A 20,204-nucleotide genomic window follows, 5' to 3' on the forward strand; every position below is an offset into this window, starting at 1 on the left:
TAACACCAACAACGGAGGCGGGGCAGCACCTCGCCCTATAAGGGTTGTTTTGAGGCTGTCGCCTCACTGAAGTTGCAAACTTCAGATCAAGGTAGGTCCAAGTCACAGACTTGAACCATGGAAAAAGGATCAGCAGAAGCAATCATCCCCCACCCCTACAAGGGGACTTGAAAAGCCTGCTAACCTTTCCTAAACAAAGCTTAAATTCAAAATAAGCCTTGGCAAATCTCTTTATCCTTTCCTTTTTCCTTCCCCCGTCAACTTCTCCAATTCCTTCCCGCGTTTAAACTCCATTTTCCCGAAACGGTAGTTAAAACTCACCCGCACAATGCGGTTGTAGTTATTGCTGAGGTTGTAATTGTTGGAATTGGCGTTGTTGAAGGTCGTCCGGATGGAATTGTTGCTGAACAGGAAGTTCTCCACGTTGACGCTAATACCCGCTTTGCGCTGCCAGAACTCTTTGCGCAAACCAAGGCTGTAAGAGTAATTGTACGTGCTTCGGCTTTGCAAGGAGAGGCGGGGCGAGGTGAAGGAACCGGCGGTCTGCACGCTGAAATCGTTCACGAACCGGTAAGAGGCGTTGCCGCTCAGGTTGTACATAAACCCCGACCGATGGATGGCGTTCTGGCCCACAAAGCTGCGGAGGTCATTGTAGAACAGGTTCAGGTTAAGGCCGATTTGCCCTTTCTGCTTGAACCGCGTGGTGGCCGAGAGGCTGGTGCCGTACGTAGCGTTTTCGCCCAGATTTCGGAAAGTGGTGTGTAACGTGTCGTTGTTTGGGGAGATAGGGAACTGGTACTGCGAGATGTCATTATTGGTTTGCCGCCAGTACATAGAGGCGTTGAAACTGGTGGATTTCAGAAGCCAGCTGTAGTTCAGTTCAGTGTTGTGGGTGAGCTCGGCTTCCAGATTCGGGTTTCCGTAGCGGATGTTGAGTTGGTTGCTCTCGTTGCGGTACGGGTTCAGTTGGTTCATGCCCGGCCGCTGGATGCGGGTGGAGTAGCTCAGCCGCAGGCGCTGGTCGTTCTTAAACCGTTTCATCACCATGAGGTTGGGCATGAAGTTGTGGAACGGTTTTGCAAGGTTGGTCTCTATCTGGCCGGTGGCCAAATCACCGGAAACAAAGGTGTATTCATAGCGGCCCCCAACCCTGAACGTATAGGTTTTCTGTAACCGCAGGGTGTACGAGAAGTAAGACGAATACACATCCTGCGCGTAATGAAATTGGTTAGAGCGAGCCGGGTCCTGTGCCAGCGGTACCAAGGGAGTTTTGGTGAACAGGAAATCATAGTCGCTCCCGGCATCGCGAAGCACCGCTTTCAGGCCTACTTCAAAATTCCCCAGTTTCTCCAGCGGATGGGCGTAATCGGCTTGGAAGGTGAGCTCACGGTTGGTGCCCAGGTTGCTGCTCTGTTCCAGGCGGGTAATGACATCCTCCCCGTTCTCCTCGGTGAGGGCATAATCACTTTCGCTGGTGTTGCGGTTGTAGATGGCGATGAGGTCCAGTTCCTGGTCCTTGCGGCCGAAGCGCTTCTTGTAGTGCAGGTTGGTTTCAAACCCTTGGTTGCGGTTGAGGTTGTCAATGTCCCGGAAACGGAAGCCTTCTGGTTGCTCCTCGCCCGACGGGGTGAACTGCGACGTGGTGAGGGTTCGGTCACTCAGGTTGCGGGAACGGTTTACCCGTATGCTGGCACTCAGGTTGTTCTGTTCGTTAAAGTCATAGTCGCCGCCCAATTGGGTGAAAAGCGAGCGGCCGTTGTTCTCAAAGGCACTGCTTTGCCTGATCAGTTTGGTAGGTGATTGAATCAGGTTCTCTTCCCGGAAATACACCTGGTCTGACTCTGAATCGCCGAGGCGGTCATTGAAGTTTCCGCCCATGCTGGCGCGAAGGCCAAGTTTGTTTTTGCGCAGGTTCAGGTTGGAGTTGAGGTTGTTCGTGCGATTTCCGGCGGTGGCGGTCACCTGGCCCGTCATGCCTTCCATGGTGCTTTGCTTGGTGATGATGTTGATGACCCCAGCGGTACCTTCAGAGTCGTACTTGGCCGAGGGGCTCGTAATCACTTCCACCGACTTGATCATGTCCGCAGGGATTTGTTGCAGGGCCTCGGCCAGGTTATCAGCGAGCAGGGTAGAGGGCTTGCCGTTGATCAGGACCTTAATCTTGGTGCTGCCGCGCATTTCCACGTTGCCGTCTATGTCCACGGCTAAGGAAGGTACTTTCTTTAGAACATCGGCGGCAGTTCCGCCAATATTGGTGATGTCGTTTTCGGCATTGTACACCAAGCCATCATCGGTTTCCTGGATCAGGTTTTTCTCGCCGGTCACTACTACTTCCTCCAAGGCCTTGCTGTCAGACTCCAGTGGAATCTGGCCCACCTGCAGGGAAGCAGTTCCCTCTGGCACTGTGATAGAATGGCGTTTGGTTTTGTATCCTATGAAGGAGATAACCAGATCATAGGTGCCAGGCGCAACCTGGGGTAAGGTGAATTTCCCCTGAGCGTCACAGGGCGCACCGGTCAGGGTATAGCCGCCTTTGTCTTGCAGGGCTACCGTTGCAAAGTCTACAGGGGCTTTGGAGACCGCGTCTATCACCGTTCCAGTGACCGAAACGCCCGTGGTTTGCCACAGAATAATCTCTGTTGTCAAAGGTGCAGCTTTCAAGGGAATACCGCCCAAGGCAGAACCCATCCACAGGAAGAGGATTCCTGCTACCTTCAGAAAAGAAAGCTGTTTTACGTTAGCCATACAGACAAGATCCGCCAAGGGTGTGCACAATCAAAGGTGAGGCCCCTGGGCAGAAGTCGCGGTATACACGTTCTTCCACCTTAATAAAGGGCGGTTCTTTGACAAAGGCACTCCCTAAAAGTTTAATGCCTGACGAGGGTAAATCTTTTAAGGCCATTTTAATGAAAACAGCCCCAAATCAATTCCCTGGAAAAGGCCCGTATTTAGGTTGGGTTTTAGGTTAGAATTGCCAGAGCTTTTGAGGTGAATTACTTTACCCTGTAACTGGATGTAAGGATTTTCAGTACCTTCAAAGCCATAACTAACAATATTTGCCGTGCCACAATACCTAATCACCGCCTTAGATTACACCGATGCCCAAGCCCTGGACCGCCGGATGGCCACCCGCCCCGCTCACCTGGAGATGGCGAAGCAACTGAAAGCCTCCGGCAACTTCATCTTAGGAGGCGCCATGCTCAGCCCCGAGGAGAAGATGATCGGGTCTACGCTGGTCCTGGAGTTTGAAAACGATGCCGCCCTGCAGCAGTGGATGGACCAGGAGCCGTATCTGCTTCAGAAAGTGTGGGAAAAAGTAGACATCAAACCATTCAGAGTAGCCAACCTTTAGCCGTTTCCCTCAGGCATTCTTTGCTTGATGCGGAAGCTTTAGACTTTTAAAAATTCTTTGCGAAACGTTTCTGATGAGGCGTTCTGGGCCTGTTTTACCAAAACAGGTCCAGAACGCCTTTTGCTTTTTTGGTTCAATTGTGATTAGGCATTCAGATTAGGTAGAAGAAAGCCATTTCACAGAAGCCAGACTTTTTCGGGAGGAAGGGAAACGTGGACGGTATCTCCCTGGGAGAACTTGCCCAGCCCGATTCTTACCAGGATGTCTCCGGAGGGCAGCAGCACCTGCAGTTCATAATGGCTCCCGTAGAAGGTTGCCTTTTTCACTTCGCCGGCAACGGTATTCTGCCCGTCACTTTCCAGGTGAAAGCTCTCTGGCCGCACCATCACCGATTTGCCGTTCAGGTTAGTCTCGGCCCATCCGGGGAAGCTCTGCAGCAGAGCCGGGGAAAGTAGGTTGTATTTCCCGAACAGTCCTGCCACGTACTCATTGGCGGGTTGGTGGTAAATCTGCTCTGGTAAACCTTGCTGCACCAGGTTCCCTTCCTTCATTACCAGAATCTGATCGGCCCAGGAAAGGCTGTCCATCGGGTCGTGGGAGATGAGCAGGCAGGTGATTTCCAGGTGTTCGCTGATGTCTTGGATGATGGTTTTAAGCAGGCTTTTATGGACGGTGTCCAGGTTTGAGAAGGGCTCATCCAGCAACAGCAGTTTAGGGGAAGTTAGGAGCAGCCGGGCCAAAGCAATCCGCTGGCGCTCGCCGCCTGACAATTGATCTGTGCGGCGCTTGAGCAGGTGATTGATGTGGCAAACGGAATAGAGCGCATCGGCTTCTTCCTGTGGGAGGGTGTTGGCGTACCGCAGTACCTGTTCTACCCGCAGAAACTCGGGCAGTTCATACTGCTGGGAAAGGTACGCGATACCGGGGTGTCCGGCTACCAGTTTTTCGGCGGGCCCTTTCACCCGCTCGTCCTCAAAGTTGACGGTACCGGCATCGGGCTGGATTAATCCGGCGATGATTTTCAATAAAGTACTCTTGCCCGATCCCGTTTCGCCGGCAATGGCAATCTTCTGGAACTCCTGTTGGGTGAAGCTGATGTCCTGCAGAATGGGTTCTTTCTCTCCCTGTTTGGATATTCCGGCTACTTGTAAAAATGTCATGGGCTGAAAACGAAGGCCAACCACACCCATACCTTTCTAAGGCGTACTCGGGTAAAAGGTTCTCCTCCGCATTAATAATCCCCGAAAGTAGGCAAATCATCAGGAATTCCGATTAACTCGGGGTTTGTTCGGCCTCTTTTAGAGTGATGGTAGGGAAGAAGGGGCTAATTATCTGACACGTTGGTGGTTTTCACTTTCAGTTAATCTTGATAACGAAAGCCTTTAATTCGGCCATCTTTCCATCGCGAAAACGCCAGACGTCACAATAGGAGTAGTCAGCCATCTTTCCATCACCGTCTTTTAAGCTGATTGTGCCGAGGACTGTAACAAAATCACTTTCAGCGATTAGGGTTTCCACCATAAACTTAGGTGGCTCAACGTATGCCGTGGCCATGTACTGTCTAACGGCTTCCTTTCCTCGCAGGATCTGTTCACCTACAAAAGTCCATTCTGTGTCGTCGGTACAGAAAGACAGAAATCCTTCATTGTCCCCTTTAGTAATAGCTTCGTTTGCCTTTATTAGAATTGCTTTATTATCCTCTACCATAAATATCCTATTTTATATTCTAGTTAATGCTATTAGTAGGGTAAAATGATTTTCTAAACGATTTAAGCCGCTCTTATAAGCCCTTATTAGGGTTTATTTAAATGTTAATTTGGGAGATGATTACAAGATGTTGCTCAACGGTATCATGTATGAAACGGGGTTGGGTTTCAAAGGATTATCCTGTCCTGTGTGGCCAACAGTATTGTGGAAAGTAAAATTAAAATACCTAAAGAATCCCAGCTATGTTTTATACACTTTGTTATGCAATAGGCTTTACTCACTTTTCCAAATAATTACTTTCCCATTATCATCACCTGTAATAATGAATTGTCCACTAGGCGAGAACCCGATACTATTAATTTTACTGAACAATCGGATCTTTTCCCCTCGAAATGTCATCATCTCATTCCTGTCTTTACCGAAAGTTGAAAGCAGGCCTCCATTTTCATTTATAATACGAACAAGCCCATCAACTCCAAGCAATGCAAGTTTGTCATTTGAGCGAGTACCGGTTATTGTGTAAAAATTATTTAAATCGAGTTCCTTTGAATGGGATGTTGCCAAATTGTAAAGCTTTTCCTGCCTACTGTCATTATTATAATTGAAATGAAAATAGATTGCTGACTTAAATGGGATGCTGGAATATCTCTCGTATCCCTTGATTATTTGCGCACTGCTATCTCTGATATTGAGGATAATGTTTGGTTCAATGAAAATCGTAGAATCGGTAGCAAAGTAGATTTTAGTGTCCTTCTTGTTGTTGAGTATTTTAAAAGAGCTCTGAATTTCGTGATTCTGATTCCACGTCTTGAGGATATTAAACTTGTCAATAGATGCGATTGTCTTTTTGTCGGGTGAAACTGAAATTGACTGTACCAGTTCAATATGTGATATTTCCTTACTTACCTGAGGTGCTTCCAAATCTTTCTTTATGTTCATTTCAGGAAATGTAGATTTAATAGAACCAATAGCATTGCGAACACCTGTGACATTTTTCTCAAAAGAAATATTTACAAAATCTTGAACTAGCCTTCTATCTATGAATTCATATTCTATTTTTCCTAAGCTGTTTAAGCATTTTATTGCATATCGATATATATCCTTATTATTCATTTCTGTAACCCCAACTAACAGCGAATTAGAATTTGGGATAAACGATATGGAATTTATTTTTCCTTCGGCTATCTTGTAACTGTAAATGATTTTACCAGTATAGTCCCAAACGTTAACTGACCTGTCATAACTACTAGTAGCAAAAAGAGAATCCGTTGTAGCTATTGAAATTATTTTGTCTTTATGCCTATTCTTTAATTCATGTTTTTTAAAGTCCTGCCCATGAGTATAAGAACAGGTAAAAAGCATCATCAATAGTACTAATATTCTACTCATCTTTTTTTGAGCTTTTGCATAACTACTGTGTATAAAGAATACTACCGGCTATCAGATTGATATTTAAAATTACCTTGGTAAGAAGCCTCCGAGGAAACAGGGGTTAATTGGAGTTCTTCGGCGTGGGGTTGCAGGGCCTGTATGATGAAATCAATATGGGCACCTAAGTCTACCTGGAGCAGCTCAGCTCCTAATCTTACCTCGCCGCGATCAACGGAGGCGGCAAAGCTAGCCTGTTTAAGTTTCTTCAGCACCGATTTGGCTTCCAGACCAGACAGGCGTTGCGGACGTACCTGGGCGCAGGCGACCACAAACCCGGTAATTTCATCGCAGCCCAACAGTGCTTTATCCAGGAGGCTATTATGCGGGACACCCCAGTGGCTGTAGTGGCCCGAGATGGCGTGGGCCATTTCTTCTTCGCCTCGTTCGCGCAGCAGTTCCACTACAACGTGCGGGTGTCGGTCTGGAAAGGCTTCGTAATCGGCGTCATGGAGGAGGCCGGTGTTGCCCCAGAGTTCCGGGTCTTGGTTCAGTTTGTGGGCATAGGCGCGCATCACCAGCTCAACGGTGCGGGCGTGGCGTAATAGGCTTTCGCTTTTAGTATATTGGTGTAGTATCTGGGAAGCTTCTTCTCTGGTCATAAAACTTAGATTTAAACCAGTAAGATAGGCTCCCTGCCGCAGATGCACAAGCCACCAATTGGGGCTTCGCGGTTTTACTTGCCTTTTCCGGAAAACAGCCCCGAAGCAGGGCTTTAATGGGGGAGTAGGTAGGTGTACCGCCGTACCCGGGGAGGCTACGCAAAGAAAAGGGTAGAAGAAGAAAGCGATCAAAGGGATGGGAAGGCCTTAGTTTGGGGTGGAGTGACAGACCTCAGGCAAGGCACTTATTTTTTTACTCTTGTTCAGGAAGTTCTGCTTCTGCTAATGGTGGTGGTGGTGATCATCGTCTTCTGGTTTATGCCGCAGGTTCTGGATAGACCCGAAAACAAAGAGTACTCCCCAGCAAACATACAGGTAATTAAAAGACTCCACTTCTTTGCCCCACAGGTGCAGCAGGAAATGCGCTAATCCCGACATCAGGATTCCGGTGACGGCAATGAACTGGAAGGAGTTCATTGCTTTGGGATTATAGATCTTAAACCATTCCATAGGCTGCGTGTTTTGCCGTTCTAACTGAATTGTCAGAGAGAACGGGTAATGTATTCCTGTATATACGTATAAATGCGCCTAAAGCGATAACTGACTAGGAGTCTTCACCAGCCTAAAAGCACTTTCAGAGTCTTTGGGCCGGAGAAGAATCCTTTATTGGCAGCCTGCCGCATAAGAAAAAAGCATTTCCGCAACGGAACTGCAACTGACCTGAAGGCTTCCGTCCGTCTATTTTTTGCAAAGGTAGGGGTTTTGTTCTGCACATTCGGGTTAGTTAAACGGCAGATCCTCTTTGGGGCTGTTTTTGGAAAATCAAGGGTAAAACGGCTGCTTTGATATGGACACCTATTCGTTAAGTTAGGAACATGGAGAGGTGCATTTACTACCTTGAAGAATGTCGGCTTACTTAGCAAGGTTAACTACGTCTTAACACGGGTATTTTACCATTTCTACAAAGCATATCATCGTTGAGGCCATTTCCTTTTGCTGTTTTTTATATGGAGAAGCTTTGGGCCTACTTTTAAGAAAACGCCATGAGAGCAAAAATCCTAAATTATATAATTAACATAATATTAAAGATAATTGGCAAGCATTCAAAGAGCCCTCCTGATCATAAAGCCTCCTACAACAGAAGAGGACCCCATTACCGAGGTCCTCTTCTGTTGTAGGAGATATAAGTAAATTATCGTTTTTTCTTTGACTTGGGGGATACCTGTTGAACCAGAGACAGAAAGTTTCCCTCGGGCTTCAACTTGAATTCGGCGTAAGCTTCCAACTGGCGGTTAGAGAGAATCCTGAAAAGCTTGGTTTCAAACTCCTCATCAATTTCCCGCAGCGCCGTCTCCAGGCTGGAAGGATCATTGTCGTAAGTTCTGCTGGCTTGGGCAGCTTTCTGCAGGCGCTCCTGGTTCAGGTTGCGTACCTGAATAAAATCCACCTCATTCAAACCCATCTCTTGTACCATCCTTCTGCTGATGGAAACGGATGTCTTCTCAACGGCATCATTCTTCGGAGCTTCCTGGGCCGATGCCGAAAAGGCTAGGGCTAAAAATAAGCAGGTGCTAAACAAAATGGTTTTCATGGGTTTCCAAAATTGAGGTAAGAAGCGTCTTTTAAATTGGAGTCATTCTTGTAAATGTCTAATCGGGTTGTTTGTAGTAGGTACGAGTGAATCTTAGGGGAGTTTTATGAAAACAGCCTTTGTGAGATGAAAACGTTTGAAAATAAAGTAATTACAATAAAAAAATGCAATAATGAAAAATGCTAATGCAGTAGATATGAATCCTGTAATCTGAAAAATATTATATATCTTAAGTAGAATGTTTGTGTAAAGTGATAGAATGACTCTAAAGGCTTGGGGGATGCCGAAACAGGAGGAGACTTAGGAGCAGAGAAAGTGCCTGGGGTGTAAGAAGGCAGAAGAAACATCTCGCTTGAGAAAAGTGCCTTTCTTACCCCAGGAAAGCAGGGCCAAGAATATGAATAAGATAAGGCAAGTTGGCCAAAAAACCAAGGTGCCTTAAAAAGAAAATGCCCGTTTTGCGCTCCTTTTTAGAAAGGAAGGGCAAAACGGGCATTTTGAAAGTGAGTAGAGCTTTATGTTACCAGAGCCACTCAGGGCATAGCATGCGGGCTTTGTTTCTGAGTTTAATCCCCACAATCAGCTCATGGCTTCCGGCGCTGGCGCTGTTCAGGCCAGAGGTCGTCAGGTCGTAGGAGTAACCTACATCCAACACGTGGTTCACGTTCATGCCTGCCAAGGCAGCCACGGCGTCCCCGTGCCGGTAAGACATGCCTGCCCAGACGCGGTTGGCGTACATGGCCTTAAAGTTCACATCCACCGACAACGGACTTGGGCTCGCATATTTCAGCATCACTGAAGGGTCAATGGTGAAATCGTACCTGATCCTGATGCGGTAGCCTCCGGTCATGAAGAAATGGGGCTGTAGTTTCTGCTGGGGTCCCATGCTTCCTTCTTTGTTCGCCACCACGGTGGTAAGTAGCTGGGCGGCCGATGCCCCTACGTAGAAATTGTCTGAGTAAATCCAGGTGCCCAGGCCCAGGTCGAAGTTGGTTTTGCCCATCATGCCCGGCCGGATCGTTGGGTCGTTCTCATTCAACAGATGCAGCTCGTTCGTGTTCAGGCGGGTCTGAATCATGCCCCCGGCCAAACCCACTGACATATTAATGCGGCGGGTAATGGGGTGGTGGTAGGCATAGGTCACATTCAGGTTGGTGGTGCTCAGCGGACCGGTTCTGTCTACCTGCGCCATCGCCCCAAACCCGTGGTGTGGCCGCGACTTGTGGTACTTGGTAGAACGCGGGTTCTTTGACGGGAGCCTGGGGATAAACCCTTTGCCTGCGCCAGGCCCCACAGGGGCGTTCCGGTCACTCATCCCAAAGGAGGAGTGTCCGCTGATGTAGTACGTCACCGGCGCGCCGTCCACGCCCACCCACTGGCGGCGAGTACCCATCCGGACATCGGTGTAACTTTCAATCCCCGAAAGGGCGGGGTTCAGCAGGAAGTTGTTGAACAGGTACTGGCTGTACTGTGCTTTCTGCTGGGCCATGGCCGGAGAAAACATCCCCAAAAATAAGAGAATAGTGGCAAGCTTCTTCATATGGGCTTACTTGATAATGGTGACGTTTCCGGTGATAGGACTCTCTTTCCCGCCCAGGCGGATGATGTAATAATAGGTGGCAGCAGGCAGCGGCTGTCCGTTCATGCGGCCTTCCCACGCTTGTTGGTAACCTCTTGACTCAAACACCTTGTTGCCCCAGCGGTTGAACACTTCCACTTGGCAGTCTGGGTAGCTTTTTAGGTTAGGGAGATCCCACACATCGTTGATACCGTCGCCGTTCGGGGTGAAGCCGTTAGGTACTTCAATAGGCTGCAACACATTGATCGTTACCTGGTCTGAAGAAGTACAGCCGTCCTGCGTGGTCACCGTCACAGTGTAGGTGGTAGTCACGGTTGGCTTTGCCACCGGATTAGGAATCTGGCTGTTATTCAGACCTGTGGCCGGAGACCAGCGGTACGTCAAGCCACCCGTTGCTTCCAGCGTAGCGAAGTTGCCCAGCACGATGTTCTGGTCTGGACCGGCATTAGCGGTTGGCGCCGGAATGTTCACTTTCACCGGAATGCGTACACTGGCGCAGTTCTGCGTCACTGACCGCACGTAAAACGTGGTAGTCTCTTTCAATACCAGAGTGGTGAAAGACAAGCCGGAGCCCAGCATTCTTCCGCCTTCGGGTTGGTCAAACCATTCCACCACGGTACCAGTGATAGCTGGAACGGCGGTTAAGGTGGCGGTAAAGCCGGCGCAAATAGAGGCTTCCTGCACGCTTGGCGGCTGCGGAGCCGTCACCGTTACCTGAATTGCGTTGCTGACATTATCAGCACAGCTACCTGAAACCACTTTTCTGCGGAACCACGTGGTGCGCTGTAAAGCCCCCGGCAAGTAGTTCTGCTCGGTGCTGTTCCCGAAAGCGGTGCCAAACCCGGAGGTAGGACCGCTGGTGCTGCTTTCCCAAACGTATGCATAGGTACCGCTTCCGCCGGTTGGCAAGGTCCCGCTCAAAAGGGCAGGGGCGGTGTTGATACAAATTGTTTGGTTTGTAGAGATGGTGTTTCTGGTTACTGCTGAGAAAACCGTCACCTTCACCACATTAGACACCAGCGTGATGGTGCCAGAGCTAACTTTTCTTCTGAACCAGGTAGTCTGGGTCAAAGCAGGTGAGTTATAGTTTTTAGTAGTGGAAGTACCGCTGGCCGTCACGAACCCTGAAATTGGTCCGCTGGTGCTCATCTCCCAGACATAGCTGAAGGTTCCGTCGCCGCCAATCGGGTCAGTGCCTGACAAGGTCATAGGAGCGGTGCCGGTGCAGATGTTCTGATCCTCGTAAATGGTGTTCTGCGAGATCTCCGCGTTAACGGTCACTTTCACCACGTTGCTGATTACCAGGCATCCGCCAGATTCTACCACTCGTCTGAACCAGGTGGTTTGACTCAACGCTCCCGAAGCATAGGTTTTACTGGTTGCTCCAGAAATGGCGGTGAACGTCACTCCATCCTGGCTGCTTTCCCACTGGTAACGGTAGGTTTTGGTGCCTCCGGTTGGCGTGGTGCCGGTGAAAGCCGCCGGAACCGTGTTAATGAAGATCACCTGGTTGTCCTGGATGAAGTTGTTGATGATGGACTCACTCACGGTCACCTTGATAGGCGCACTTACCTGCGGCACGCACGTCCCTGATTTTACCACCCGTCTGAACCAAGTGGTCTGGAACATGATGCCCGGTGTGTAGTTCTCAGATTGGCTTGCTCCCTGGATGGTGTAGAAAGAAACGCCGTCGGTGCTGCTTTCCCACTGGTAAGTGTAAGTACCGGTTCCGCCCGTAGGCAAGGTGCCGGTGAGGGTAGTGGTGCCGGTGCCCGCGCACACTTCCTGTGCTCCGGAAAGCACATTGTTCGCGATTGGGTCTTGTACGGTCACTAAAACGGCAGTTCTTGGTCCGGCGCAGCCGCCGGTTAAAGCCTGCACATAGAAAGTAGTGCTTTGGGTGAGGGCGGCAGTGGTGAAGGAAGGTCCTCTGAAAAGAGCCGTTCCGCCGGTGTTTGCGGCAAACCACTCATACGTAATATCCGCCTTCGGATTGTTCACCCGGATGATGGATTTTTCTGAGTGGCAAACCGTAGCTGCAATGGCTTCAGGTGCAGCCGGAAGAGGCGTAACCGTTACTTTTACTTCTACCCGGGCCGGGGCAAGACAACCGTTGGTGGTCAAGGCTTGGGCGTAATAAGAAGTATTGGCCTGCAACACCGGTGTGGTGAAAGTAGTCCCTTCGGCCAGTAGGTTGCCACCGGTAGCGGCATCAAACCACTGAATTTTTTGGTTTGTAGTAGACGGAACAGCTGTCAACGTAGCGGTGGCATTCTGGCACGTAGCTACGTCTTTAACAATAGGAGCCGAAGGCAATGGCAACACTGTCACTTTCACGGCGGAACTCACCAGTTGGCAACTTCCTGAGAAGGTGATTCTCCTGAACCAGGTGGTGCTGTGCAGGATGCCCGGGGCATACGTCTCGTTTGTAAAAACGCCATCGGCTGAGGTGAAACCGGCAGTGGCGCTGGTCACGCTTTTCTCCCATTTGTAGGTATAAGTTCCGTTTCCGCCAGTGGCGGCAGGAGCCTGGATGATAGGAGAAGAAGTGTTGTCACACACAACCATATCAGGAGGCATGGCCACCTGGGTGAGAACAGGAGTCACGTCTACTTTGATGGCGTTGGTAATCTCCTCGCAAGGACCCATGCTCACTTTGCGGCGGAACCAGGTAGGCTGGGTTAAGGCAGCAGGAGCGTAGTTCTGGTTTGTGCGGGTGCCAGCGGCAGGGGCAAAGTTCACCCCGTCTACGCTGCTTTCCCAGGTATATACCGGAGTATCGTTTCCGCCAGCCGGTTTAGAGCCAATCAACTGGGAAGGAACACTGCCGGAGCAAACCACTTGGTTTCCAGTGATGGAGTTGTTCGTAATGGCTGGTAGTACCGTCACTTTCACTTCGGTACGGGTCTCAGAACAGTTCCCAATGGCTCTGCTTTGCACGAAATAGGTGGCATTGGCAGTAAGGGCGGGGGTAGTAAAGCTGTCACCGGTGAAGAAAGGCGTGCCGCCGGTGGCGCTGGTATACCACTCATAGGGTCCGCCCGGCGCGGTGGCTGTCAGGGTAGCGGTGCCGCCGCTGCAGATAGTAGCGTTGGCTACGGTTGGAGGAAACGAAAACGTATTGATGGTCACCAATACTGCCGGAGAGGCCTGGGAACATCCGTCAATCGTCACTTTCCGGCGGAACCAGGTGTTGACCATCAAATTACCCGACACATACGACTGGCCGGTGTTTGCACCGTCTGCGGCTTTGAAGCCTGCGGTCGCGCTGGTAGTACTCATTTCCCACAAATAGGTAGGTGCGCCGCCGTTTCCGCCCGCCGGAACGGAGCCGGTGAAGGTGGTGGTTTGTCCGTAGCAAACTACCTGAGGATCCACGGTGAAAAGGTTGTTCGTGATTACTGGAACCACCGTAACCTGTACCGGTTCTGAGATATTGGTACAGCTACCGGAGGTAACCACGCGACGGAACCAGGTGGTTTGGGTAAGGGCGCCTGGAGCATAGGTGGCAGAGGTGCTGGAGCCAGCGGCTTTCTTGAACTCGGTGCCTTCGGTTCTGCTTTCCCACACATAAGTATAGGTGCCAGATCCGCCTTTAGGCGCGGTTCCGTTCAAGGTAGCGGCTGTTTCACCCAGGCATAGGGTCTGCGGGGCGCTGATGGTATTCTCAGTAACCAAAGGCTGAACCGTCACTTTCACCGCTTTGCGGGTAGCCGAGAAACAGCCTTGCGGAGAAAGGGTGGAAACGTAATAGGTAGTGGTGGCAGTCAAGGCCGGAGTGGTAAAACTAGGTCCGGTAGCTAAAGTGTCGGTGCTGGTGGCGGTGGCAAACCAGTACACCTTGCCCGCAGAAGTGCTGGCGTTCAACGTAGCTCTGCTTCCGAAACAGGCCAATACATCTGGGGCGGTAGGAACGGCTGGCAGCGGCGCTACCGTCACGGTCACAGGAGTACGGGTGGGGTTAAAGCAACCCCCGCTGTTCAAAGCAGCCTCTACATAATAAGTGGTGGTGGCTTTCAGAACAGGGGTAGTAAACGTGGCGCCAGTGGCTAACGGAGTAGTGGCAGTAGCCGAGGCGTACCATTTAAAAAGAGGCGCGTCTCCTTCGGCTTTCAAGGTGGCGGTGGTTCCATTACAAATGGTGACCGGCAAAGCCGAAGGTGCCAAGGGTACATCCTGAACCACTACGTTTTTGATGATAGAGTCACCCAAACAGGTGGTGCTGGTGCCCGATGGGGTCACCGCTAACGTGATTTTATAAGTACCTTTCTCCTTGAAGAGAATAGATGGACTCACCGACGAGGCATTGGTGGCGTTGGTGAACTCCCAGCCCACACTAGGGCTGATGCTCCAAAGCCGGCGGTACCCGCTGGTGTTTCCTCCAATGTTGTTTCCGTTGAATCCACCGGTGGTTTGGTCGTTCAGTTTTACTACCTGGCCCGGGCAAAAAGGGCTTTCCGGAGTCATGCTGAAGGCCGGAATGGGTTTGGTGGAAATGATGATCCCGCTTACCTCGGCTTGTTTAGGAATACAGCCATACGCCACCGCGTACATGGTGAACCCTTTGGTTTTTCCCTGTGAAGATTTGGTGAACGCGTGGGTGATGGTAGCCGGAATAGTGGCCTGGGTAAAGCGGAGGGTGTCAGTGCCGTCGTCAAACCAGATGGCGTAGGTGGTGTTGGGGGCATTGCTCTGGGTACCGGTAATCCCGAAGGTAAAGGCCGCCGGAGCGCACTCAGAAGTGTTGTTAGGGCTTTGGATACCTATACCCGGGGTACTGCCATTAAAAACAGAGTACGTTCTGCTGTCAGAGCAGCCGTTCTGGCTTGTGATGGTGTACTTCAGGGTGAAACTGCCCTGGGTTTTGTACGTGTGGCTGGCCGAATTGAAATTTGCCGGGTACGTGTTAGAGGTGCCGTCTCCCCACTCAATGGTGTAGTCCTTGTTTTTGGAGGACGTGGTGGAGATGTTCGCTACCACCAACGTGTACTCAGTAGACCCACCTACCGACGAACAACGGGTGAAGTTTTCCTCATTGGCATCGGCCAGGGAAACATCGGGTTTGTCAGGGCAGTTCTGAGCATAGGAGGCAAAGCTCAACAGGAACAGGATGCCCAATGATTGAAAGAACTTTTGTAAAGGCGACATGGTGCCGGAAAAGAAAAAGTTGGTTACAAGAAGAAGGAAGAAAATGCAAACGCAGGCGCCTTCCCAGATGGGCAGGTAGCGGGCATTTGCTCAATCGGGTGGTTAGGCCTGAGGGTATGTCTGGCCAATAACTACCGAAGAGAAATTCTCTGGAAAACCAATGTTTCTTTTTTGAAGTTGTTTCCTGCTAGTTGAAGAGAAGAAGGAAAAGGAAGGGGAGTATTTTCTTTTCATATATAGTGTTTTTGAATTGTACTAAAGAAATTAATTAAGCTTTGATTCCAGCCGATTCTCTCTTATGTTAAGGTGAAAAAGTGATGTTATAAATAGGCTTTCGAGAGCGGCAACAACCTTATTGTAACCTTTAGTTCAATAATTTCGTTAAAGGTACAATTTTTATGAATTTATAGTAAATATCAATTTTCTTATAAATTCGTAGGAGATAACTTAGGATGTATTTTTAATTGCTAAATTGACGATGTTTTCCGCCGAAGATGTTGGCGGGGTGCCTTGGAAAAGCAACTGGAGATTGGGGAGAAAATAGCCGGGATTGGCCCTTGCCGAAAATCATTCGGCTTAGAAAAGGAAAGGTTCATCCGGTAAAACGGGGTATTAACCGAATACCACTGGCAGGTAGAAAAATACCTATTACCTTTGACACAGTTAAAACAACAAAGACAGTTTGTTGCTCACAACATAGAAGATATAAAGGGGCGGCGGAACACTTCTGCTTGCAGAGGCGTCAAAAGTTCTGGTGCTTATTGGGGGATATGCTACAGATACCCATGACATTGAGCCGCCTGCCCCTTCTTTTTCAGCCTCTTCTTCTTTTGGGAAGGAGAGGCTTTTTTATTTATTCCCTTTTCAGAAGAAATCCTGTGAGTCTCGCTCAGCTTTCGTGCGCACAGGTCTCGGGGCAAGGAAACAGTGGGTTGTTTGGGTTTCCGGCCCTCATCCGTTTTTACCTTGGTTTCTTAAAAACGTACCCAAACCCCTTCTATTGTCTTTCTTTCTCTGATAAGCCTGTTTTTAAGGTGTTTTGCGGAAAACTGGCGGAAAGAACCTCTATCAAAAATATTAGATTACCGCTATGAGAGCCCGGCAGGAGGAAAGCGGCAGGCTGCCCCGGTCCCGAAGCTTTTTCGTATCTTTGGTAAAAAAGGAGTAGCGATCACATGAAGCAGCATATCACCGAAAACGAGAGAGAAGTCATCAAGCTTATCACCTTCTTTAAAAAGCGTGGGGAGCGTTTGGCTGCGGAGGGCACCCTTACCCAGGAGCATGAGGAGTTGAATGCCGCCTGTGAGCGCCTCACTGAGAAAATCTACAGCCACGCCGATTTCCGGCAGCAGGTGCTGGACAAGCACGAAACCCTCAAGGGGATCATTGAAGACCACGCCCAATGCCCTACCTGCGGGAAAGCTGACCTGCTTAAAAAGACCGGCGTGGCCACCAACGAACTGGGCTGGAAATCGAACCGATACAAATGCCGCCGCTGCAACATTGAGTTCACCTGGAACCGGCCCAACAATCCCTGGGACATGATCCCGTTTCTGGAGGTCTGCCTGCAGGAACTGGACAATAACATTACCTCTGAAGGAGTAGAGGAGGAACTGCGCGAACGCGCCCGCGAAGCCCGCGAGCACATGGCCATCAGCCTGGAACAGCTCCGCACCGCCATCCACTCCGCCGATAATGAGAAACACCAGATGGAAGAGCAGGACAAGGAAATGGCCCGCATGCTGCACGAGTTCAAGAAATACCTCATGATTGAGAAAATCAAGATGGAGCCCTTCAGTGAAAACTAGAACACAGTTGAAGTATTTTTGGGAATCCCGCTTTGGGGCTGTTTTCATAAAAACGGCCCCAAAGCGGGATTCTTCATTATTTGGTAACAAACATTTTTGGTTGGGTGCGTACAAATACCATAGAAGCGGCCGCTGTGGCTGTTTTCTTTACTGCCCAAACCTATGCCTATCGAGAACGATAACATCACCAATTCTGACGAGAGCAAGCGCTTGCCAGATGAAAACCCTACCCCCTTCAAGGGAGCCAAGACGGAGTATGACGAAGCGGCCAAGCCAGACCTGGGCGGCTCCCGCCTACAGGCTATTGAAGCCGACTTCCTGGACCAGGAGCCCGAAGGCAGATTTTCTGAGGGAAACGTGGCCGCCGAGGACGAGGAAGATACCACCAACCTGGACGGAAGCAACGCCAATAACCTGCGCACAAAATAACGGGTTTCCTTGAGGGCCTTGCGGTTTTGAGCCTGCTTTCAGAAAGCGGCCTTAAAACCGCAAGGCCTTTCTTGTCGTTAAGAGAAGCTGTTTGTTACACCAAAAGTCTAACACCATGAACAGAAACCAGAGACCAGATGACCACGGTCGTCACCATTCAGATAACCGGCGTGCCGATGAAGACCAATACCGCGGTGCCTACCGCCAGGACCGGGACCATGGCCGGGAATACGAAAACCTAGACCGACGGAACAACTTTAACGACCGCGACATCAGCAACGATTACCGTAGCGGCCAGTACCAGGGTTCCAACGAAGATTTCCGCCGCGAGCGGGATCGTGAGTTGCCGCGTGACTATGGCCGCGACCCTAACCGCCGCGGTGAGCGTTTCGATAACATGGGTGCCCATGAAGACAACAACGGGTTGGAACACTCTACCCGCAACTTCGGGAACATGGGCAGCTACGGCGGAGCCCAGGGCTTTGGCTCTTCCAGGGGCGGGTCGCACAACCAGAGCTCAGGAGATGGTTCCCGCTGGAGCAGTGGCCACGGCCGTGAAGAAGACCGCCACGTGAACCGTCAGGTGTATGGCGCGTACCGCGACCACAACAGCTTTGCCCCCGGCGAACGCGAGCAATATGACGGCTCAGGCCGGGCGGGAAGCCGCGGCGCTGACAACACCAGAGGCTGGGAGCCCGCTGACCGGGCAGGTACCAGAGGCCGCAACATCGGAACCAATGACATTTCCCGCCGCGACGATGACAGCCGTTACGAGATCTATGACGATGCCCAGTCGCACTATACCCGGGGCGAATATGAGCGGGGTCGTCAGTTAGGCAATCTGAGCAGCGGCTTCGACCGCAGAACCCGCGCCGAGGGCGGTGCCAACTTTGATTACAACCAGCCGCATCGGGAACACCACAACCAGCAGGGCGAAGGCGCCAGAAGTGAAAACTACGGAAACATGGCCGGCTCCCTAAGTTGGGGCAATGACCGTGATTATCGCTCAGAAGAAGGGCAGAACCGCCGCTTTGACCCGAGTACCGGGCACGTGAGAGGCCAGGGAACACAACCCCCTTCCCGCGAGGACTTCAGCTGGTAAAAAGGTTGAGCATACTTTGAATATACATAAAGAGCGGCTGCCCAAAAGGTAGCCGTTTTTTTATGCTCAGAGAAGTAATTTGGCTGTTTGCCTGTTTTAGGTTCCTTTTCCTAAAACCAGCTTGTAAGCAGAGTTTCGGTAAACTTTCATCTGCCTCTGCATTTATGAAGAATTGGCTCTAATCTCATCGTTTTTAAATGAGGGGCTGTCCTTTTGGTTGCCCAGAAAAGTCTTCTGCCCCAAGGGCAACTACAAGGGTTTACCCTTGCTTTTCAGAAAGGAGACCCAAAGCGGGATGGTCTCGGAACAGAACTTGTGATAATCTCTCAGAAAGGAGTGCGTTCTAAGGACGTAGGCTCTACCTTTGCACCTGAAAATAAATTCCTATATGAAGACTTCGTGGCTTCCAGTGCTTTCTTTGATGACCTGGTGCTCGGCCTGCGTGCCGTCGCCTGAGAAGAAGGTGGAGGTATTGCAACAGGAGGTGTTGGCGCTCCATGACTCGGCTATGGCCAAAATGGGGGTGCTGTACTCCCGCCGGAAAGAATTGACCTACCTCAAAGATTCAGTGGTGGTGCAGGATTCATCGGCTCAAAAAAGCCTTCGTGGTGGTATCTCTGACCTGGTGCGTGCCGATGAGCGCATGATGCAGTGGATGCGGGCGTACCGTTCTCCCGAGGGCAAAGCCCCGCAGGAAGCCCTTGATTACCTGCAGCAGGAGAAAATCAAAATAGAGGAGGTGCGCCAGGCTATTGCCCAGAGTCTGCAGGCCGCTGATTCCCTGAATTCCCTTTACCGAACCCAATCGAAATGAAGAATACTTTATTAAGTCTCTGTGTGGGCGTGGCGCTGGCAACGGCGTGTACTTCGGCACCAGGGGAGAAAGAATTGCCAATACTGGGGCCACGCGAACCCCAGGTCACTACCGTAGATGGAAAACCGTCTATTGACACGCTCTATCATTCCATCCCAGATTTTGCTTTTCTGGACCAGGACAGCCAAATGGTGACCCAGCAGACAGTGGCCGGTAAAATCTACGTAGCCGATTTCTTTTTCACCTCGTGTCCGTCTATCTGCCCCAAAATGAAAAGCCAGATGCTACGGGTGTACGAGAAGTACAAAGACAACCCAAAAGTGGCTTTGCTGTCTCATTCCATTGACCCCACGCATGACACCGTAGCCGTGCTCCGCGACTACGCCGAGCGCTTGGGAGTGAACAGTAAAACCTGGCATTTCCTGACGGGCAACCGCGACACCATCTTAGACATGGCCCAGAAGCATTATTTTACCAGTGCCATGGTAGACAACGCCGTGCCCGGTGGATTTGAGCACAGCGGCGCCTTTTTGCTGGTAGACGAGCAGCGCCGTTTACGCGGACACTACGATGGCACCAATGCCCAGGATGTAGATAAGCTCCTGCAGGACATGGACGTGTTACTGGCCGCAAAGAAGAAGTAA

Annotated in this window: 15 protein-coding genes; 6 read left to right on the forward strand and 9 right to left on the reverse strand. The window is 50.5% G+C overall.

Annotation, left to right across the window (positions count from 1 at the left end; all coding sequences use genetic code 11):
• Positions 1-231: 231 nt before the first annotated feature.
• Positions 232-2,745: a TonB-dependent receptor domain-containing protein gene (locus EFB08_RS21915; RefSeq protein WP_123129131.1), complete on the reverse strand. Its 2,514-nt coding sequence runs from the start codon at positions 2,743-2,745 to the stop codon at positions 232-234.
• Between the two features lie 316 nt (positions 2,746-3,061).
• Here EFB08_RS21915 and EFB08_RS21920 point away from each other — a divergent pair, with 316 nt between their 5' ends.
• Positions 3,062-3,352 carry a YciI family protein gene (locus tag EFB08_RS21920; protein ID WP_123129132.1) on the forward strand — a complete coding sequence of 97 codons (291 nt, stop codon included), beginning with the start codon at positions 3,062-3,064 and terminating at the stop codon, positions 3,350-3,352.
• 176 nt (positions 3,353-3,528) lie between these two features.
• Here the strand turns inward: EFB08_RS21920 and EFB08_RS21925 are convergent, their stop codons facing one another.
• From EFB08_RS21925 to EFB08_RS21960, 8 genes are all read right to left on the reverse strand, one after another.
• A complete protein-coding gene (locus EFB08_RS21925) occupies positions 3,529-4,512 on the reverse strand; it encodes an ABC transporter ATP-binding protein (protein ID WP_123129388.1) in 984 nt (327 codons plus the stop codon).
• A 196-nt stretch (positions 4,513-4,708) separates the two neighbouring features.
• Complete coding sequence (locus EFB08_RS21930; RefSeq protein ID WP_123129133.1) at positions 4,709-5,059, reverse strand: nuclear transport factor 2 family protein; 351 nt, start codon at positions 5,057-5,059, stop codon at positions 4,709-4,711.
• 273 nt (positions 5,060-5,332) lie between these two features.
• Complete coding sequence (locus tag EFB08_RS21935) at positions 5,333-6,448, reverse strand: WD40 repeat domain-containing protein (RefSeq protein WP_123129134.1); 1,116 nt, start codon at positions 6,446-6,448, stop codon at positions 5,333-5,335.
• A 41-nt stretch (positions 6,449-6,489) separates the two neighbouring features.
• The gene (locus tag EFB08_RS21940; RefSeq protein WP_123129135.1) at positions 6,490-7,089 is read right to left on the reverse strand and encodes an HD domain-containing protein; all 600 of its coding nucleotides are present in this window, start codon (positions 7,087-7,089) and stop codon (positions 6,490-6,492) included.
• A gap of 282 nt (positions 7,090-7,371) precedes the next feature.
• Entirely contained in the window at positions 7,372-7,599 is a 228-nt protein-coding gene (locus EFB08_RS21945; RefSeq protein ID WP_123129136.1) for a hypothetical protein, read from the reverse strand.
• A gap of 682 nt (positions 7,600-8,281) precedes the next feature.
• On the reverse strand, positions 8,282-8,680 hold the full coding sequence (locus EFB08_RS21950; RefSeq protein ID WP_123129137.1) for a hypothetical protein: 399 nt from the start codon (positions 8,678-8,680) through the stop codon (positions 8,282-8,284).
• Positions 8,681-9,200: 520 nt separating this feature from the next.
• Positions 9,201-10,220 (reverse strand): PorP/SprF family type IX secretion system membrane protein, encoded by a 1,020-nt coding sequence (locus EFB08_RS21955; protein WP_123129138.1) that lies wholly within the window; start codon positions 10,218-10,220, stop codon positions 9,201-9,203.
• 6 nt (positions 10,221-10,226) lie between these two features.
• Entirely contained in the window at positions 10,227-15,407 is a 5,181-nt protein-coding gene (locus EFB08_RS21960) for a gliding motility-associated C-terminal domain-containing protein (RefSeq protein ID WP_123129139.1), read from the reverse strand.
• Positions 15,408-16,582: 1,175 nt separating this feature from the next.
• Here EFB08_RS21960 and EFB08_RS21970 point away from each other — a divergent pair.
• The 5 genes from EFB08_RS21970 to EFB08_RS21995 all read left to right on the forward strand — a co-directional run bounded on the left by EFB08_RS21970 (position 16,583) and on the right by EFB08_RS21995 (position 20,204).
• The gene (locus tag EFB08_RS21970; RefSeq protein WP_123129141.1) at positions 16,583-17,215 is read left to right on the forward strand and encodes a hypothetical protein; all 633 of its coding nucleotides are present in this window, start codon (positions 16,583-16,585) and stop codon (positions 17,213-17,215) included.
• A gap of 162 nt (positions 17,216-17,377) precedes the next feature.
• A complete protein-coding gene (locus tag EFB08_RS21975) occupies positions 17,378-17,644 on the forward strand; it encodes a hypothetical protein (protein WP_123129142.1) in 267 nt (88 codons plus the stop codon).
• Between the two features lie 115 nt (positions 17,645-17,759).
• The gene (locus tag EFB08_RS21980; protein WP_123129143.1) at positions 17,760-18,746 is read left to right on the forward strand and encodes a hypothetical protein; all 987 of its coding nucleotides are present in this window, start codon (positions 17,760-17,762) and stop codon (positions 18,744-18,746) included.
• Between the two features lie 388 nt (positions 18,747-19,134).
• Positions 19,135-19,560 carry a hypothetical protein gene (locus EFB08_RS21990; protein ID WP_125077835.1) on the forward strand — a complete coding sequence of 142 codons (426 nt, stop codon included), beginning with the start codon at positions 19,135-19,137 and terminating at the stop codon, positions 19,558-19,560.
• On the forward strand, positions 19,557-20,204 hold the full coding sequence (locus EFB08_RS21995) for an SCO family protein (RefSeq protein ID WP_123129146.1): 648 nt from the start codon (positions 19,557-19,559) through the stop codon (positions 20,202-20,204). Before EFB08_RS21990 ends, EFB08_RS21995 begins: the two co-directional genes overlap by 4 nt.

Source organism: Rufibacter latericius (genome assembly GCF_003721515.1).
GTDB lineage: Bacteria > Bacteroidota > Bacteroidia > Cytophagales > Hymenobacteraceae > Nibribacter > Nibribacter latericius.

What these genes read in the sequence shown, in the direction of transcription:
- EFB08_RS21975 (WP_123129142.1), top strand. Translation starts at nt 17,378, where the DNA reads ATGCCTATCGAGAACGATAACATCACCAATTCTGACGAGAGCAAGCGC.
- EFB08_RS21995 (WP_123129146.1), top strand. Translation starts at nt 19,557, where the DNA reads ATGAAGAATACTTTATTAAGTCTCTGTGTGGGCGTGGCGCTGGCAACG.
- EFB08_RS21935 (WP_123129134.1), bottom strand. Translation starts at nt 6,448, where the DNA reads ATGAGTAGAATATTAGTACTATTGATGATGCTTTTTACCTGTTCTTAT.
- EFB08_RS21980 (WP_123129143.1), top strand. Translation starts at nt 17,760, where the DNA reads ATGAACAGAAACCAGAGACCAGATGACCACGGTCGTCACCATTCAGAT.
- EFB08_RS21925 (WP_123129388.1), bottom strand. Translation starts at nt 4,512, where the DNA reads ATGACATTTTTACAAGTAGCCGGAATATCCAAACAGGGAGAGAAAGAA.
- EFB08_RS21990 (WP_125077835.1), top strand. Translation starts at nt 19,135, where the DNA reads ATGAAGACTTCGTGGCTTCCAGTGCTTTCTTTGATGACCTGGTGCTCG.
- EFB08_RS21915 (WP_123129131.1), bottom strand. Translation starts at nt 2,745, where the DNA reads ATGGCTAACGTAAAACAGCTTTCTTTTCTGAAGGTAGCAGGAATCCTC.
- EFB08_RS21955 (WP_123129138.1), bottom strand. Translation starts at nt 10,220, where the DNA reads ATGAAGAAGCTTGCCACTATTCTCTTATTTTTGGGGATGTTTTCTCCG.
- EFB08_RS21940 (WP_123129135.1), bottom strand. Translation starts at nt 7,089, where the DNA reads ATGACCAGAGAAGAAGCTTCCCAGATACTACACCAATATACTAAAAGC.
- EFB08_RS21960 (WP_123129139.1), bottom strand. Translation starts at nt 15,407, where the DNA reads ATGTCGCCTTTACAAAAGTTCTTTCAATCATTGGGCATCCTGTTCCTG.
- EFB08_RS21950 (WP_123129137.1), bottom strand. Translation starts at nt 8,680, where the DNA reads ATGAAAACCATTTTGTTTAGCACCTGCTTATTTTTAGCCCTAGCCTTT.
- EFB08_RS21945 (WP_123129136.1), bottom strand. Translation starts at nt 7,599, where the DNA reads ATGGAATGGTTTAAGATCTATAATCCCAAAGCAATGAACTCCTTCCAG.
- EFB08_RS21930 (WP_123129133.1), bottom strand. Translation starts at nt 5,059, where the DNA reads ATGGTAGAGGATAATAAAGCAATTCTAATAAAGGCAAACGAAGCTATT.
- EFB08_RS21970 (WP_123129141.1), top strand. Translation starts at nt 16,583, where the DNA reads ATGAAGCAGCATATCACCGAAAACGAGAGAGAAGTCATCAAGCTTATC.